Origin of the sequence: Burkholderia sp. Ax-1720, from assembly GCF_011753035.1 — a bacterium.
GTDB lineage: Bacteria > Pseudomonadota > Gammaproteobacteria > Burkholderiales > Burkholderiaceae > Burkholderia > Burkholderia gladioli.
Genome location: NZ_VWWK01000080.1, coordinates 15636 through 29426 on the forward strand (window position 1 = coordinate 15636; position 13791 = coordinate 29426).

The window sequence follows — 13791 nt, forward strand, 5'->3', positions numbered from 1 at the left end:
AACTGCCGCAACCGGAATGCGCGTAAGGCCGAGCCGCCGCCTTACAATATCCGCCCTCCATCTGCTCGCCGGAACCGTTCGCCGTGGCCGCCTCCCCGTTGTCCGAATTCTCCCTGATCGACCGCTATTTCGCGCGCCGCGCGCAGCGCTCCGGCGCGCGCGCCGTGCTCGGCATCGGCGACGATTGCGCCCTGCTGGCGCCCAAGCCCGGCACGATGCTGGCGATTTCGACGGACATGCTGGTGGAAGGCCGCCATTTTTTCCCCGAGGTGCCGCCGCGCGCGCTCGGCCACAAGACGCTGGCCGTCAATCTCTCGGACCTCGCCGCGATGGGCGCCCAGCCGCGCGCCTTCACGCTCGCCTTCGCGCTGCCGCGCGCCGATGCCGACTGGCTCGACGCGTTCGCCGACGGTTTGTTTACGATCGCCGATCGCCACGGCTGCGAGCTGGTCGGCGGCGATACCACCAGCGGGCCGCTCAATCTCTGCGTGACCGTGTTCGGCGACGTCGGCCCCGATCGCGCGCTGCGCCGCGACGCGGCGCGCGCGGGCGACGAGATCTGGGTTTCGGGCACGCTCGGCGACGCGCGCGCCGGGCTCGGCGTGGCGCGCGGCGAATGGACCGCCGGCGAAGCCGAGGCTGCGGCATTTCGCCGCGCCCTCGAATGGCCCGAGCCGCGCGTCGCGCTCGGCCTGGCGCTGGCCGGCGTGGCGCATGCCGCGCTGGATCTCTCCGACGGGCTGGCCGGCGACCTGCGCCACATCCTCGATCGTTCGCGGGTGGCGGCCGAGATCGACGTCGACGCGGTGCCGCGCTCGGCGGCGCTCGCCACGCTCGCGCCCGAGCTGCAGCGCACCTGCACGCTGGCCGGCGGCGACGATTACGAACTCTGCTTCACCGCGCCGGCCGCGGCGCACTCGGCCGTGCTGGCCGCCGCCGAGACGGCCGGCGTGCCGGTCACGCGGATCGGCACGATCCGCGCGCTGGCCGCGGGCGAGGCGCCCGGGATCCGCTGGCGCGACGGCCAGGGCGCGCCGCTGTCGCTGACCCTGCATGGCTTCGACCACTTCCATGACGAGCAATGACCCTCACGCGCGGCCGGTGCCGCCGGCCAGCGACGACGGCCGCCCCGCCGCCCTGCCGCTGATCCCCGCCGCATCCGAGCCGCCGCCGGGGCTCGGGGCCGACGAATCGAACGCGGCACCGGATCCGCGCCAGACTCGCGGTCGCGCTCGCCGGCCGGATCACGCCTCCGCCCCCGACGACGGCCCCGCCCTGCACGAGATCCACGAGGTGCGGGACGTCCACGACATCCACGAGATTCGCGACATCCACGACGAGGCGCGGCCTGCCCCGCGCCGCGCCAGCGCGCCCTTCATGCGCTCGCATCCGCTGCACCTGGTCTCGCTCGGTTTCGGCACCGGCCTCGCGCCTTTCGCGCCCGGCCTGGTCGGTTCGCTGTTCGGCTGGCTCAGCTTCGTCGCGCTGGCGCCGCACCTGAGCCCGGCCGGCTGGCTCGTGCTGATCGCCGCCGGCTTCGCGCTCGGCCTGGTCGCCACGCATCACACGGCCCGCGCGCTCGGCGGCGGGCGGCCGCGCGCGATCGTCTGGGACCAGATCCTCGCCACCTGGATCGTGATGCTGCTGGTCACGCCGGCCAGCTTCGGCCAGCAACTGACCGCCTTCGTGCTGCTGCGCCTGGTGCTGCGGCTCAGGCCGCCGCCGATGCGTCGCTTTGACCGCCGCTTCGACCCCCGCTTCGACCCCCGCTTCGATCACCGTTTGAAAGCTGGCTTTGGCATCATGATCGACGACCTGGTCGCCGCGTTCCTCACCCTGCTCGCGATCGCGACCTGGCACGCGGTGTTTTCCACCCCTGGCTGATTTTCCCGGATACCACTACGCATGCCGACCGATTCCGTCGTCCACCAGCTCGCGATCCGCGCCGGCAACAAGCTGCGCGACGAACACCTGATGCTCGCCACCGCCGAGTCCTGCACCGGCGGCATGATCGCGACCGCGATCACCGACATCTCCGGCAGCAGCGGCTGGTTCGAGCGCGGCTTCGTGACCTACTCGAACCAGGCCAAGAGCGAGATGATCGGCGTGCCGCCCGAGCTGATCGAGCGGCACGGCGCGGTCAGCGAGCCGGTCGCGCGCGCGATGGCCGAAGGCGCGCTGCGCAACAGCCGCGCCCAGGTCGCGCTGTCGGTGACCGGCATCGCCGGGCCGGGCGGCGGCTCGGAGCTCAAGCCGGTCGGCACCGTCTCGTTCGGCTGGAGCAACCGCCTGCATACCGAGGTCGAGACCCTGGTGTTCCGCGGCGATCGCGAACAGATCCGCGTGCAGGCCGCCACGCACGCGCTGCGCGGCCTGCTCAAGCTGCTCGACGAGCGCGAGCGTTGAAGCCGCCTCGCAGCCCGGCCGAGCCCATGAAAAAAGCGCCCCGCGGGGCGCTTTTTGCTGTCTGCGTGGCCGGCGCGTCTACCGGCCGGCGCATCGCTCAACGATGCGCGTTGATGGTGTCGCGCGTGGTCTGCGCGACGCGCGCAGCGGCCTCGGCGAAGTCCTCGTCCTTGCTCGCGTAGAGGATCGCGCGCGAGGAGTTGATCATCATGCCGCCGCCGTCGGCCGTGCGGCCGGCGGCCACCGTCGCCTGCACGTCGCCGCCCTGCGCGCCGATGCCGGGAATCAGCAGCGGCATCTCGCCGACGATGCCGCGCACGATCTCGATCTCCTTCGGGAAGGTCGCGCCGACCACCAGCGAGAGCTGGCCGGTCTTCGCGTTCCAGCGCGTGGCGGCCAGCTCGGCCACCACCTGGTAGAGCGGGCGGCCGCCGGTCTCGAGGAACTGCAGGTCCGAGCCGCCCGGGTTCGAGGTCCGGCACAGCACCACCACGCCCTTGTCCTCGTAAGCCAGGTAGGGCTCGATCGAGTCGTAGCCCATGTAGGGATTGACCGTCACGGCATCGGCCCGGTAGCGCTCGAAGGCCTCGCGCGCGTATTGCTCGGCGGTGCTGCCGATGTCGCCGCGCTTGGCGTCGAGGATCACGGGCAGGCCCGGGTGCTGCAGGTGGACGTGGGCGATCAGCCGTTCGAGCTGGTCCTCGGCGCGATGCGCGGCGAAGTAGGCGATCTGCGGCTTGAAGGCGCTCGCGTAGGGCGCGGTCGCGTCGACGATCTCGCGGCAGAAATCGAAGATCGCCTCGGGGCGGTTCGCGAACTGGGCGGGAAAGCGCGTCGGTTCGGGATCGAGACCGACGCAGAGCAGGGAATTCGTGCGCTGCCAGGCGGCGCGCAGCGTATCGATGAAGGTCAGCGGAGCGGACATGTTTCGCGGCGGGTCGTTTGAGGAATGGCGCGTATTTTACCCGCAGCGCCCGCTTGCCTCTGGCGCGTGCCGCCGTTTCAGCGGGTTTCGGCCGCTTTTCCAGCCGTTTTTTCGGCGCCCGGTTCCGCCGCCTTGGGCGCGCCCGCGCGCGGATCGGCGCGCTCCACCGTGAAGCGGAAGCGCCGCGTCAGGCGCTCGCCGGGCCCGAGCAGGGTCATGCCGTGCGCGTCGGCGCCGCCCGGCAGGTTCACCGCGTTGATCGGGTGATCGACCGGCTCGAAGCAGAAGAAGCGCTCGCCCGGCGGCGTGTAGAGCACGTAGCAGTCGGCATCCGACTCGATCGCCATGCTCAGGCCGCGCGTGGGCCAGGCCACCGTGGCGCGCCCGCCCCAGCCCGTGAAGGCATGGTTGACCAGGGTCGAGGGCAGCGGATAGGCGATGCCGAACTGCCAGGCCGGCGGCACGTTCACATGGCGGCGCGGCAGCCAGTCGGGGCCGGACAGCCACAGCCCGTTGGCGGCCGCCGCCAGCTCGGTGCGCTCGTCGCGCACGATGAAGGGATGCACGCCGAGCCCGAACGGCAGCCGTTCCGGCCCGCAGTTCTCGATCGCCAGCGCGATCGTCAGGCTGGCGCCGTCCAGCGCGTAGGACTGGGTGGCGCGATAGGCATAGGGGCTGCCCTGGCGGCGGTCCAGCGACAGTTGCAGCTCGGTGGCCGAGAGATCGTCGATCTGCCAGCGCGCGAGCCAGCCGTCGCCGTGGATCGGCAGCGGCTCGCCGCTGCGGTTGCGCGGCACCTCCACGCGGCGCCCCTCGCAATCGAAGGCGCCCGCGCCGATCCGGTTCGAATAAGGCAGCAGCGGGTAGCAGCCGAGCGCGTTCGGGTCGGTGCCCGCCTCGACGTGCTCGCAGCCGCGGAAGATCGGCGTGGTGGCGCCGTCGCCGCGCCAGTCGAAGCGCGCGATGCCGCCGCCCAGGTGCGGCACCACGTCGAGCCGCAATTCCGGGCTGGCCAGCGTGACGGCCGCGTCGGCCGCCGCCAGCACGCCTTGCGCGATGCTCGCGGTCTGCGGGCCGGGGCTGACCGGCTGCGCGGCGGCCGCCAGGCGCGCGCGCCGCGTGCGCGCGGCGGCCGGCGAGGAAGAACTGCCCAGTGTCGAGCTCGTCATGGTCGTTGCTCCTGTGCGCGTCGCGCGCGGCAATGCGGGTGCCGGATCAGGCCCAGCCGCCGTCGACGACGACGTCCTGGGCCGTCATCATACGACTGTCGTCGGCGGCGAGAAACAGCGCCGTGCGCGCCAGGTCGTCGGGCAGCAGCTCGGCATCGATGCACTGCCCGGCCTTGATCGCCGCGCGGCCCGCATCGTCGAGCCACAGCCGGCGCTGCTTGTCGGTCATCACCCAGCCCGGCACCAGCGCGTTGACGCGAATCCCGAACGGGCCGAGGTCGCGCGCCAGGGTGCGCGTGAGCCCCTGGATCGCGGCCTTCGAGGTGGCGTAGACGGGATAACCGCCGTTCTTGAGCATCCAGCTGATCGAGCCGAGATTGATGATCGAGCCGCCGCCGAGCGACTTCATGTCCTCGATCACGGCCTGCGCGGCGAAGAACTGGTGCCGCAGGTTGACCGCGATCGCCGCGTCGAACGACTCGGGCGTGACTTCCTCGATGCTGTGGCGCTTGTCGTTGGCCGCGTTGTTGAGCAGCACCGCGATCGGGCCGGTGCGCGCGCGCAGCTCGACGATCGCGCGCCGCAACGCGTCGATATCGGTGATGTCGGCCGCCACGAACACCGGCGCGTGGCGCGACTCCGTGAGGCGTTCGGCCAGTGCCGCGCCGGCCTCGGCGTCGAGGTCGAGGAAACCCACCCGCGCGCCCTGCGCCGCGAAGTGCTCGACGAAGGCCGCGCCGATGCCGGTGGCGCCGCCCGTGATCAGCACCGCGCGGTCGGTCAGGCTCGGGTAGCGCGCGCCCTGCGCGGCATCGGCCGTGATCGCTTGATTCATCTGCCTGTCCTCCGCCGCGTCAGTCGCGCGAACCGCGGTTCTTCAACTGGTCGAGCAGCACCGCCGCCAGCAGGATCGCGCCGCGCACCAGATACTGGTAGAACGCGTCGATGTTGAGCAGGTTCATGACGTTCTCGACCGTGCCCATGATCAGCACGCCGATCACCACGCCCGAGATGGTGGCGCGCCCGCCGAGCAGGGACACGCCGCCCAGCACGCAGGCCGAGATCACGTTCAGCTCGAAGCCCTCGGCCGCGTTCGGCTGGCCCGAGGTGATGCGCGAGGCGAGGATCACGCCGGCCAGCGCGGTGACCGCGCCCTGCACCAGGAAGATCCACACGCGCGTGCGCTCGACGTTGATGCCGGCCAGCCGCGAGGCTTCCGGGTTGCCGCCGATGGCCAGCGTGTTGCGGCCGTAGACGGTCTGGTTGAGCATCACGCCGAACACGATGAAGCACAGCAGGGTGACCCAGATCGGCAGCGACACGCCGAACAGGCTCAAGCCCCCCAGCGCGATGAAGGTATCCGAGGACACGCCCACCGCCTGCCCGTGCGAGACGATGAAGCCCAGGCCGCGCACGATCTCCATGGTGGCCAGGGTGGTGATCAGCGCGTTGATGCGCAGGTAGGCGATCACCGCGCCGTTCACGAAGCCGATCGCGGCACCGGCGGCGATCGCCGCGACGATGGCGATGAAGGTGTTGTCGGTGGCGTTGAGCACCATCGCGCACAGCACGCCCGAGAAGGCCACCGTCGAGCCGATCGAGAGATCGAAGTCGCGCGAGGCGAGGCAGAACATCATGGTGCAGGCCACCATGCCGATCTGCGAGATCGACAGCGCGAGGCCCAGCATGTTGTCGATCGAGAAGAAATGATCGACCGTCACGGACATGGTGACGAACATCACCGCGAAGATCACGATCAGGCTGTAGTCGGTGACCTGCTGCCACCACTTCTGCTTGTCGTTCTTCTGCGGAATCAAGGCCTCGGCCGCGGTCTTGGCGGCTGCCTGCGTGAGATTTTCCCTGGCTTGCATCGTGTCGCTCCCTGCATGGGCGCGGAATCGCCGCGCCGTCTCCCTAACTCGTTTCGTCCGTGAGCGCGCCGCGTCAAGCGGCCTGCTCGGCCGGCCCCTGCGGCAGCGCCAGATTCAGCACCACCTGTTCGTTCGCCCCCTCGCGCGTGACCTCGCCGGCGATCCTGCCCTCGCGCATCACCACGATGCGATCGGACACGCCGAGCACCTCGGGCAGCTCCGAGGACACCATCACGATCGCGCAGCCGCGCTCGGCCAGCTCGTAGATCACCTGGTAGATCTCGTTCTTGGCGCCCACGTCGATGCCGCGCGTCGGCTCGTCGAGGATCACCACCTTCAGGTCGGGCTCGGCCAGCCAGCGCGACAGGATCGCCTTCTGCTGGTTGCCGCCCGACAGGAAGCGGATCTTCTGCCGGCGGCTCGGCGTCTTGATCTTGAGCAGCTTGATGAAGCGCTCGGCCGTCTCGGCTTCCTTGCGTCCGTTCAGGAACATGCCGGCGCGCAGCGAATGGCGGCGGCAGCTGATGTTGATGTTCTCGGCGACCGTCGCCATCGCGACGATGCCCTCCTCCTTGCGGTCCTCCGGGCACAGCACGATGCCGTGGCGGATCGCGTCGCCGGTGCGGCGGATCTCGATCGGCTTGCCGTCGAGCACCAGCGCGCCGCCGCGCTTGCGATCGGCGCCGTAGATCACGCGCATCAGCTCGCTGCGCCCCGCGCCGACCAGGCCGAAGAAACCGACGATCTCGCCCGCGCGCACCGAGAAATCGGCCGGCGCCTTGAGCGCGTCGCCGGCCAGCGCCTTGACCTCGAGCCGCGTCTGGCCGAGCGGCCGCGGCCGGTAGTGATAGATGTCGTTGATCTCGCGGCCGACCATCTGGCTCACCAACTGCTCGCGCGGCACCTCGGCCAGCACCGCGTGCGAGGCGATCCGGCGGCCGTCGCGGAAGATCGTGCAGGCGTCGCAGAGCCGGTAGATCTCGTCCATGCGGTGCGAGATGTAGATCAGCGCGCGGCCCTCGGCGCGCAGGTCCTCGACCAGCTTGAACAGCACCTCGGTCTCGCGATGCGAGAGCGAGCTGGTCGGCTCGTCGAGCGCGATCACGCGCGCGTTGCGCATCAGCGCCTTGCAGATCTCGACCATCTGGCGCTGCGCGATCGACAGCTTGCGCAGCTTGGCCTGCGGATCGAGATCGACGCCCATCGCCTGCAGGCGCTCGCGCACGTGGCGGCGCGCATCGCCCTTGCGCACCCAGCCGAGCGCGTTCGGCAGGCGGCCGAGCAGCAGGTTCTCGGCCACCGTCAGGTCGGGCACGTATTGCAGCTCCTGGTGGATCACCGCGATGCCGGCGCCGATCGAGGCCGCCGCGCTCGTGAAGCGCACCGGCTGGCCGTCCACCAGCACGCTGCCCGAATCGGGCTGGTACTCGCCGCCGAGAATCTTCAGCAGCGTGGACTTGCCCGCGCCGTTCTCGCCCATGAGGCCATGGACCTGCCCGCCGTGCACGTCGAACGAGATGCCGTCGAGTGCCCGCACGCCGGGGAAGACCTTGCCGATATTGTCGAAACGCAGAACCGCAGCCAACTTCGCCTCCACTTCGTTGCCGGGCCGCCGCAGCACGCGACGGCCCGCTTTCACTTCAAGCCACTACGCGAATCGCGCTTACTTCGAGGCCAGGCCCATCTCGGTGCGCACCATGCCGACGTTCTCGCGCGTGGCCAGCATGCCGGTGGTCAGCGTCAAGAGCGGCGGCATCTTGCCCTGCGTGATCCACGCGTACATCAGGTCCGAGGTTTCCTCGCCGTGGCGCTTCGGGCTGATGATCACGGTGCCGTAGAAGCCGGTCGGCTGCGGCTTCTTGAACTCGCTGAGCGCCGAGTCCGAACCGCCGATGCCGATGCCGATCATGTTGTCGGCCTTGAAGCCGCGGCCCTCGGCGGCGCGCACGGCGCCCAGCACCGCCTCGTCGTTGAGGCCGTAGGCCACCCAGTGCTTGAACTGCGGGTTCTTGGTCAGCGCGATGTTGGCCGCGTTGAAGGCGTTCTCGGTGTCGGTCTTGGCCTGCGGCGCCGCGATCACGTTGGCCTTCGGGAAACCGGCCGCCACCAGCGCGTCGGTCGCGCCGCTGGTGCGATCGTGCGCGGTCGGCAGCTGCTCGTAGGTGATGTCGATCGCGCCGACCTCGGCCATGTTCCAGCCGCGCTTCTTGATCTCGGCGGCCAGGCCGTCGCCGACCTGCTTGCCGATGTTGTAGGCCGAGATGCCCATGTGCGGCACCGACTCGATCGGCTTGCCGCTGCCGTCCACCAGGCGGTCGTCGACCGTCATCATCTTCAGGTTGTGCGACTTGGCCTTGGCGACGATGCCCGGCCCGAGCTTGACGTCGGGCGTGCAGATGATGAAGCCCTGCGCCTGCTGCGCCGAGAGGTTGTCGATCGCGCTCATCACCTTCTCGCCCGAGGGCGCGCCGATCTTCACCAGCGTGAAGCCCTTGGCCTTGGCGGCCATTTCGGCGAACTTCCACTCGTCCTGGAACCACGGTTCCTCGGGCTGCTTGACGAGGAAGCCGATCTTCACCGGGTCCGCCGCCTGGGCGAACGGGGCGCCTGCCAGCACGGCCGCTGCCGCCGCGAGCGTGACAAAGGTTCTGCGTTTCATCTGTGTCGTCTCCTGTGATGCCATTCAAGGTCCGGCCGCCTGGTTCTGTGCCGCGGCACGCGCGCGGCCGTCGCGTGCTGCGGTCTTTCCGAGATACTGCGGGTGCTGCCTTGCTGCGAATGCTGCGGGTGCTGCCCGCCGCCGGCCCGCCTGGCGGGCGCCGGCCTCAATCGTGGTAGAGCGCGGTGCGCCCGCCGTCGATCGTGATGCAAGTGGCGTTGATGAAGGGCGCCTCGTCGGAGGCGAGGAACACCGCCGTCATCGCCACTTCGTCAGGCCGGCCGATGCGCTTCATCGGCTGCAGCGCGAGGGTCGCCTCGCGCGCCGCGGCCGGATCCGCCTGCGAATTCCACCAGTCGTGCGTGAGCTGGGTCTCCACGTAGCCGGGCGCGATCGCGTTGACGCGCAGGTTGCGCGGCGCGTATTCGATGCCGAGCGCGCGCGTCAGGCCCAGCACGCCGTGCTTGGCGACCGGATACGGGAAGCAGCCCGGGATGATCTGGAAGGCATGCGTCGAGGCCACGTTGACGATGCTGCCGCGACCGCGCTCGACCATGCCCGGCAGCGCCGCGCGGCAGCCGTTCCAGACGCCGTCCAGGTCGACCGCGAAGCAGCGCCGCCAGTCCTCGTCGCGCATCGTCAACGGATCGCAGAACACGTTCACGCCGGCGTTGTTGACCAGCACGTCGAGCGCGCCGAACTCGCGCTCGGCCAGCGCCACCGCCTCGGCCACCGAGGCCGGCTCGGTCACGTCGGTGCGATGCGCGAGCACGCGCGCGCCGTCCACCTCGGCGGCGATCGCGGCGGCCGCCTCGTGGCCCGCGCGCTCGTCGAGTTCGGCGATCAGCACCGCCGCGCCCTCGCGCGCGAAGGCCAGCGCGATCGCCGCGCCGATGCCGCGGCCGGCGCCCGTCACCAGTGCCGTCTTGCCGGCCAGCCGATTCATTTCGCGGCCCCGCTGCGCGCGATCGCCAGGCCCTTCACATAGGCCTGCGCATGCCGCGCGGTGGTGGCCGCGTCCTGGCCCGGCTTGTAGAGCGCCGAACCCAGGCCGAAGCCGTTGGCGCCGGCCGACAGGTACGGGCCCATGTTGTCGGGCGTCACGCCCCCCACCGGCACCAGCGGCACACGCTTGTCGATCACCGCGCGCCAGGCCTTCACGGCCACCGGGCCGAGTTGCTCGGCGGGAAACATCTTCAGCACGTCGGCGCCGGCGCGCAGCGCGGCGAAGGCCTCGCTCGGGGTGGCCACGCCGGGCGCGGCGGCCATGCCCAGCGCCTTGGCACGGCGAATCACCTCGGCATCGGCATGCGGCATCACGATCAGCTCGCCGCCGGCACGCGACACTTCGTCGACATACTCGGGACGCAGCACGGTGCCCGCGCCGACCAGCACCTCGGCCGGCAGCGCGGCGCGCAGCGCGGCGATGCTGGCGAACGGATCGGGCGAATTGAGCGGCACCTCCAGCAGCCGGAAGCCGGCCTCGACCAGGGCGGTGCCGTGCTCGACCGCTTCCTCGGGCCGCAGGCCGCGCAGGATCGCGATCAGCGGGCAGGCCGCGAAGGCGCGCGCCAGGCCCTCGTGCGGGGCATAGGGGGCGGGCAGCGTCAGTTCGGATGACATCGTGTCGATCTCCTCGATTCGGTGGGCCGGGCTCAGCCCGGCGTGCAGGCGGCCGCGCCGATCAGGCCGGCCTGCGTGGCGATGCGCCAGAGCCCGCGCTCGGTGGCGCGCTCGACCAGGCGCGCGCCGTCGCAGCCGAATTCGCGCAGCGCGCTCAGGTAGCGCGCGCACAGCGTGGCGTCGCCGATCAGGCGCGGCGGCTGGGCGGCCAGCGTGGTGCCGACGCCGGCCAGCATTGCCGCCAGCGCGTTCAGTTCATGGCCGATCAGCAGCCCCGACAGGTAGTCGCCCTGCGACTCGGGCGCGAGCTGCCCGGTCAGGCCCAGCGTGCGGGTGCTGAAGATGGTGGCCAGCAGGCCCGCCTCGCGGCCTTCGCGGGCCACCGCCACGCCGCGCCGGAAGGCTTCGGCATCGGCATGCTCGCCGGCGCGCATGGTGCGGCCCAGGATGGTGTGGTCGCGCAGCACGGCGAACAGCTCGCCCGTCATGTAGGTGCGGAAGCGCTCGATGCGCCCGGCGCGGACCCAGGCCCATTTCGCATGCGTGCCGGGCAGGCCGATCAGCGCGCCGGCCGCGCCGCTGGCCAGCGCCGGATCGTCGGCCAGCGCGCCGACGATCTGGGTTTCCTCGCCGCGCATCACGTCGGGCAGCGTGCCCGCCTCCAGCACGCCGGGCACGATCGCCACCGGCACGCCGCGCGCCGACTCGACGCGGATCAGGCCGGCCGCCAGCGCGTCGGCATCCACCGGCGTGTTGACATAGGGCGCCTCGCGCCAGCCCTGCGCGCTGCCGACCATGCCCGCGGCCAGCACCGGCAGTTCGGGCCAGCGGTCCAGCCAGGCGCCGCAGGCGGTCTCGAAGGCGGCGTCGAAGGCCGCCGCGCCGCCCGCGCGCGGCAGGCTCATCACGCCGGCCGCGTGGGCGCCGGCCTCCAGCACGCTGCCGTCGGCCGCGAACAGGAAGGCCCGCATCGAGGTGGTGCCCCAGTCGATCGCGATCAGCGCCGGCGTGGCGGGGTTCGGTCGGTCCATCGTCATCGCTTGATCCTGCGGGTCGTTTGCGGCGCGCTCCAACCGAGCTCCGCCGAGATCGCGCGCGCCTCGCGCTGCACGATCGGAATCAGCTCGTCCATGCGGTCGAGCGGCATGTAGGGAATCGTGCTGGCCACCGAGACGGCCGCCACGATCGCGCCCGAGGCGTCGCGCACCGGCGCGGCCACGCAGCGGATCGAGGCCTCGTTCTCTTCCAGGTCGAAGGTGTAGCCGCCGGCCGCGTAATGCGCCATGCGCTGCAGGAAGGTGGTCGCGTCGGGGCGGCGGTCGGGCTTGAAGCTGACGCCGGCCAGCGAGCGGCGCGAGGCCTCGAACAGCGAGGCCCAGGTGTCCGGCGGCAGGTCCAGCATCATCGCCTTGCCGATCCCGGTCGAGGCCAGCGGCATCCGGTGGCCGATCCGCGAGCGCATCTCCAGGCCGCGCGTGCCGGGGATCTTGTCGATGTAGAGCACGTCGTCGCCGTCGCGCATGCCGAGGTGGATGGTGTCGAGCGTGGCGTCGGCCAGCGCCTCGAGATGCGGACGCGCCACCGCCGTCAGCGGCATCTGCTCCAGCGCGATGGTGCCCAGCTCGATCAGCTTCGGGCCCAGCAGGTAGCCGCCCTGCACCTGGCGCAGGTAGCGCGCCTGCACCAGGCTGCTCACCAGCCGGTGGGTGGTGCTGCGGGTGGTGCCGAGCGCCGCGCCGATCGCCCGCATGTCGCGCGCGCCGCCGGCGATCGCCTCGAGGATCGCCAGGCCGCGCAGCAATGTCTGCGTGCCGGCCTGCTGCGCCGCCAGGTCGAGCGGCGAACCGGTCGCGCCGATGCTGTCGGACAAGGCGTCGAGCGCGGCGCCGGAGGCACGCGCGTCGTGCGAGGCGCCGTTCGAGGCGGAGGCGCCGGCATTCGGCGCGAGGGAAATCGGTGTCTTGTTCATGGATGGCTCGGGTCGCTGTAATGGGCGATCACGAAGCGGCAGGCCTAGACGGCCCGGGAACGGACCAAGGCACGCGGAACGGCGAACTGTTGAATCGGCTTCATCGCTTGTCTCCTGGTTGCCGCGGCTGCGGATCCCTGGTTCGGATCTCGCGCCGCTGCATATCGATTGGTTGCCGATTGTAGAGGCCGCTCCCGCCGTCTCCAATATTTGAATGCATCGCCCAAATATTGAGATATTCGCAGAAAACGGCGCGAGGGTGGAACCGGTTTCTCGAAGATGCGCGACGATGCGGGTCGAATGCGGCAAGGGCCGGTCGAGGCCGCGGCACGCGATATCGGAAAGGGGAGCCGGGGTTGCGCGAGAGGACGAACGGCCGGCGCCGTTCCTCCCGTCACCTCATTGCGAGGCAGGCAGCTCGGCGGCGCCCATGCGCCGCGCGATCACGCGCGTGCGTTGAGCGAGATACGGGGAATTGCGATGCGCGTCGAAGAACTTCGGGTTGGGCAGCATCACCGCGAGCCGCGCGGCCTGCCAGGCCGTGAGCTGGCTGGCGGGCACCCGGTAGTAATAGCGCGCGGCGGCCTCGGCGCCATACACGCCGCGACCGAATTCGACCGAGTTCAGGTAGATCTCGAAGATCCGCTCCTTGTCGAGCAGGGTCTCGAGCATCCAGGTGATGATCAGCTCCTGCCCCTTGCGCAGGTAGCTCTTCTGGCTCGACAGGAACAGGTTGCGCGCGAGCTGCTGCGAGATGGTCGAACCGCCGGCGACGATGCGTCCGCGCGCGCGGTTCTTCTCCCAGGCCTGCAGGATCGCGTCGACCTCATAGCCGTTGTTGCTGGCGAAATCGGCATCCTCGGAGGCGATCACGGCGCGCTTGAGATTGCGCGAGATCTGCTCGTAGGGCATCCACTGGTGCTGGATCGCCACGGGCGGCGTGTCGCCCTTGAGGCGCCAGGCGTCGGCCCGCATGAAGGCGGTCGAGCCCGGATCGATCACGCTCCAGAGCGCGATCTGCGTGAAGTAGTAGAGCTGGGTGACCAGCCAGGCGCCGGCCAGCACCGCCGCCACATAAACGGCCCAGCGCGCCAGGCCGCGCCGCCGCGCCTCGCGGCCGGGGCGGGCCTTGCCGGCGCCGAGCGGGATCACCATGCGCGAGGGCCGGC

The 13791-nt window shown here is 70.9% G+C and carries 14 protein-coding genes; 3 read left to right on the plus strand and 11 right to left on the minus strand.

Going from position 1 to position 13791, the window contains the following annotated elements; all coding sequences use genetic code 11:
- The first annotated feature begins 83 nt into the window (after positions 1-83).
- The 3 genes from thiL (at position 84) to F3J18_RS21675 (ending at position 2406) form a co-directional block, all read left to right on the plus strand.
- Complete coding sequence (thiL, locus tag F3J18_RS21665) at positions 84-1085, plus strand: thiamine-phosphate kinase (protein WP_025096807.1); 1002 nt, start codon at positions 84-86, stop codon at positions 1083-1085.
- A gap of 208 nt (positions 1086-1293) precedes the next feature.
- Positions 1294-1884 (plus strand): phosphatidylglycerophosphatase A, encoded by a 591-nt coding sequence (locus tag F3J18_RS37870; RefSeq protein ID WP_345891849.1) that lies wholly within the window; start codon positions 1294-1296, stop codon positions 1882-1884.
- Between the two features lie 21 nt (positions 1885-1905).
- Entirely contained in the window at positions 1906-2406 is a 501-nt protein-coding gene (locus F3J18_RS21675) for a CinA family protein (RefSeq protein ID WP_013696612.1), read from the plus strand.
- 97 nt (positions 2407-2503) lie between these two features.
- Here F3J18_RS21675 and pyrF read toward each other — a convergent pair whose 3' ends face one another.
- From pyrF to mtgA, 11 genes are all read right to left on the minus strand, one after another.
- A complete protein-coding gene (pyrF, locus tag F3J18_RS21680; RefSeq protein WP_025096809.1) occupies positions 2504-3331 on the minus strand; it encodes an orotidine-5'-phosphate decarboxylase in 828 nt (275 codons plus the stop codon).
- A 77-nt stretch (positions 3332-3408) separates the two neighbouring features.
- A complete protein-coding gene (locus tag F3J18_RS21685) occupies positions 3409-4500 on the minus strand; it encodes an aldose 1-epimerase (protein ID WP_166914109.1) in 1092 nt (363 codons plus the stop codon).
- Positions 4501-4546: 46 nt separating this feature from the next.
- Positions 4547-5335: an SDR family oxidoreductase gene (locus tag F3J18_RS21690; protein WP_036048303.1), complete on the minus strand. Its 789-nt coding sequence runs from the start codon at positions 5333-5335 to the stop codon at positions 4547-4549.
- Positions 5336-5354: 19 nt separating this feature from the next.
- Positions 5355-6371, minus strand: a complete 1017-nt coding sequence (gene araH / locus F3J18_RS21695; RefSeq protein ID WP_025096812.1) for an L-arabinose ABC transporter permease AraH — start codon at positions 6369-6371, stop codon at positions 5355-5357.
- Between the two features lie 73 nt (positions 6372-6444).
- Entirely contained in the window at positions 6445-7956 is a 1512-nt protein-coding gene (gene araG / locus F3J18_RS21700; RefSeq protein ID WP_166914111.1) for an L-arabinose ABC transporter ATP-binding protein AraG, read from the minus strand.
- Positions 7957-8034: 78 nt separating this feature from the next.
- On the minus strand, positions 8035-9030 hold the full coding sequence (locus tag F3J18_RS21705; protein ID WP_025096814.1) for an arabinose ABC transporter substrate-binding protein: 996 nt from the start codon (positions 9028-9030) through the stop codon (positions 8035-8037).
- A gap of 166 nt (positions 9031-9196) precedes the next feature.
- The gene (locus F3J18_RS21710; protein ID WP_013696605.1) at positions 9197-9976 is read right to left on the minus strand and encodes an SDR family oxidoreductase; all 780 of its coding nucleotides are present in this window, start codon (positions 9974-9976) and stop codon (positions 9197-9199) included.
- Positions 9973-10653 carry a 2-dehydro-3-deoxy-6-phosphogalactonate aldolase gene (locus tag F3J18_RS21715; RefSeq protein WP_166914113.1) on the minus strand — a complete coding sequence of 227 codons (681 nt, stop codon included), beginning with the start codon at positions 10651-10653 and terminating at the stop codon, positions 9973-9975. Before F3J18_RS21715 ends, F3J18_RS21710 begins: the two co-directional genes overlap by 4 nt.
- A gap of 32 nt (positions 10654-10685) precedes the next feature.
- Positions 10686-11690: a 2-dehydro-3-deoxygalactonokinase gene (locus tag F3J18_RS21720; RefSeq protein WP_025096816.1), complete on the minus strand. Its 1005-nt coding sequence runs from the start codon at positions 11688-11690 to the stop codon at positions 10686-10688.
- Complete coding sequence (locus F3J18_RS21725) at positions 11687-12622, minus strand: IclR family transcriptional regulator (protein WP_025096817.1); 936 nt, start codon at positions 12620-12622, stop codon at positions 11687-11689. The genes F3J18_RS21720 and F3J18_RS21725 overlap by 4 nt, the downstream gene beginning before the upstream one ends.
- Before the next feature lie 399 nt (positions 12623-13021).
- Positions 13022-13777 carry a monofunctional biosynthetic peptidoglycan transglycosylase gene (gene mtgA, locus F3J18_RS21730; protein ID WP_025096818.1) on the minus strand — a complete coding sequence of 252 codons (756 nt, stop codon included), beginning with the start codon at positions 13775-13777 and terminating at the stop codon, positions 13022-13024.
- Positions 13778-13791: the final 14 nt, after the last annotated feature.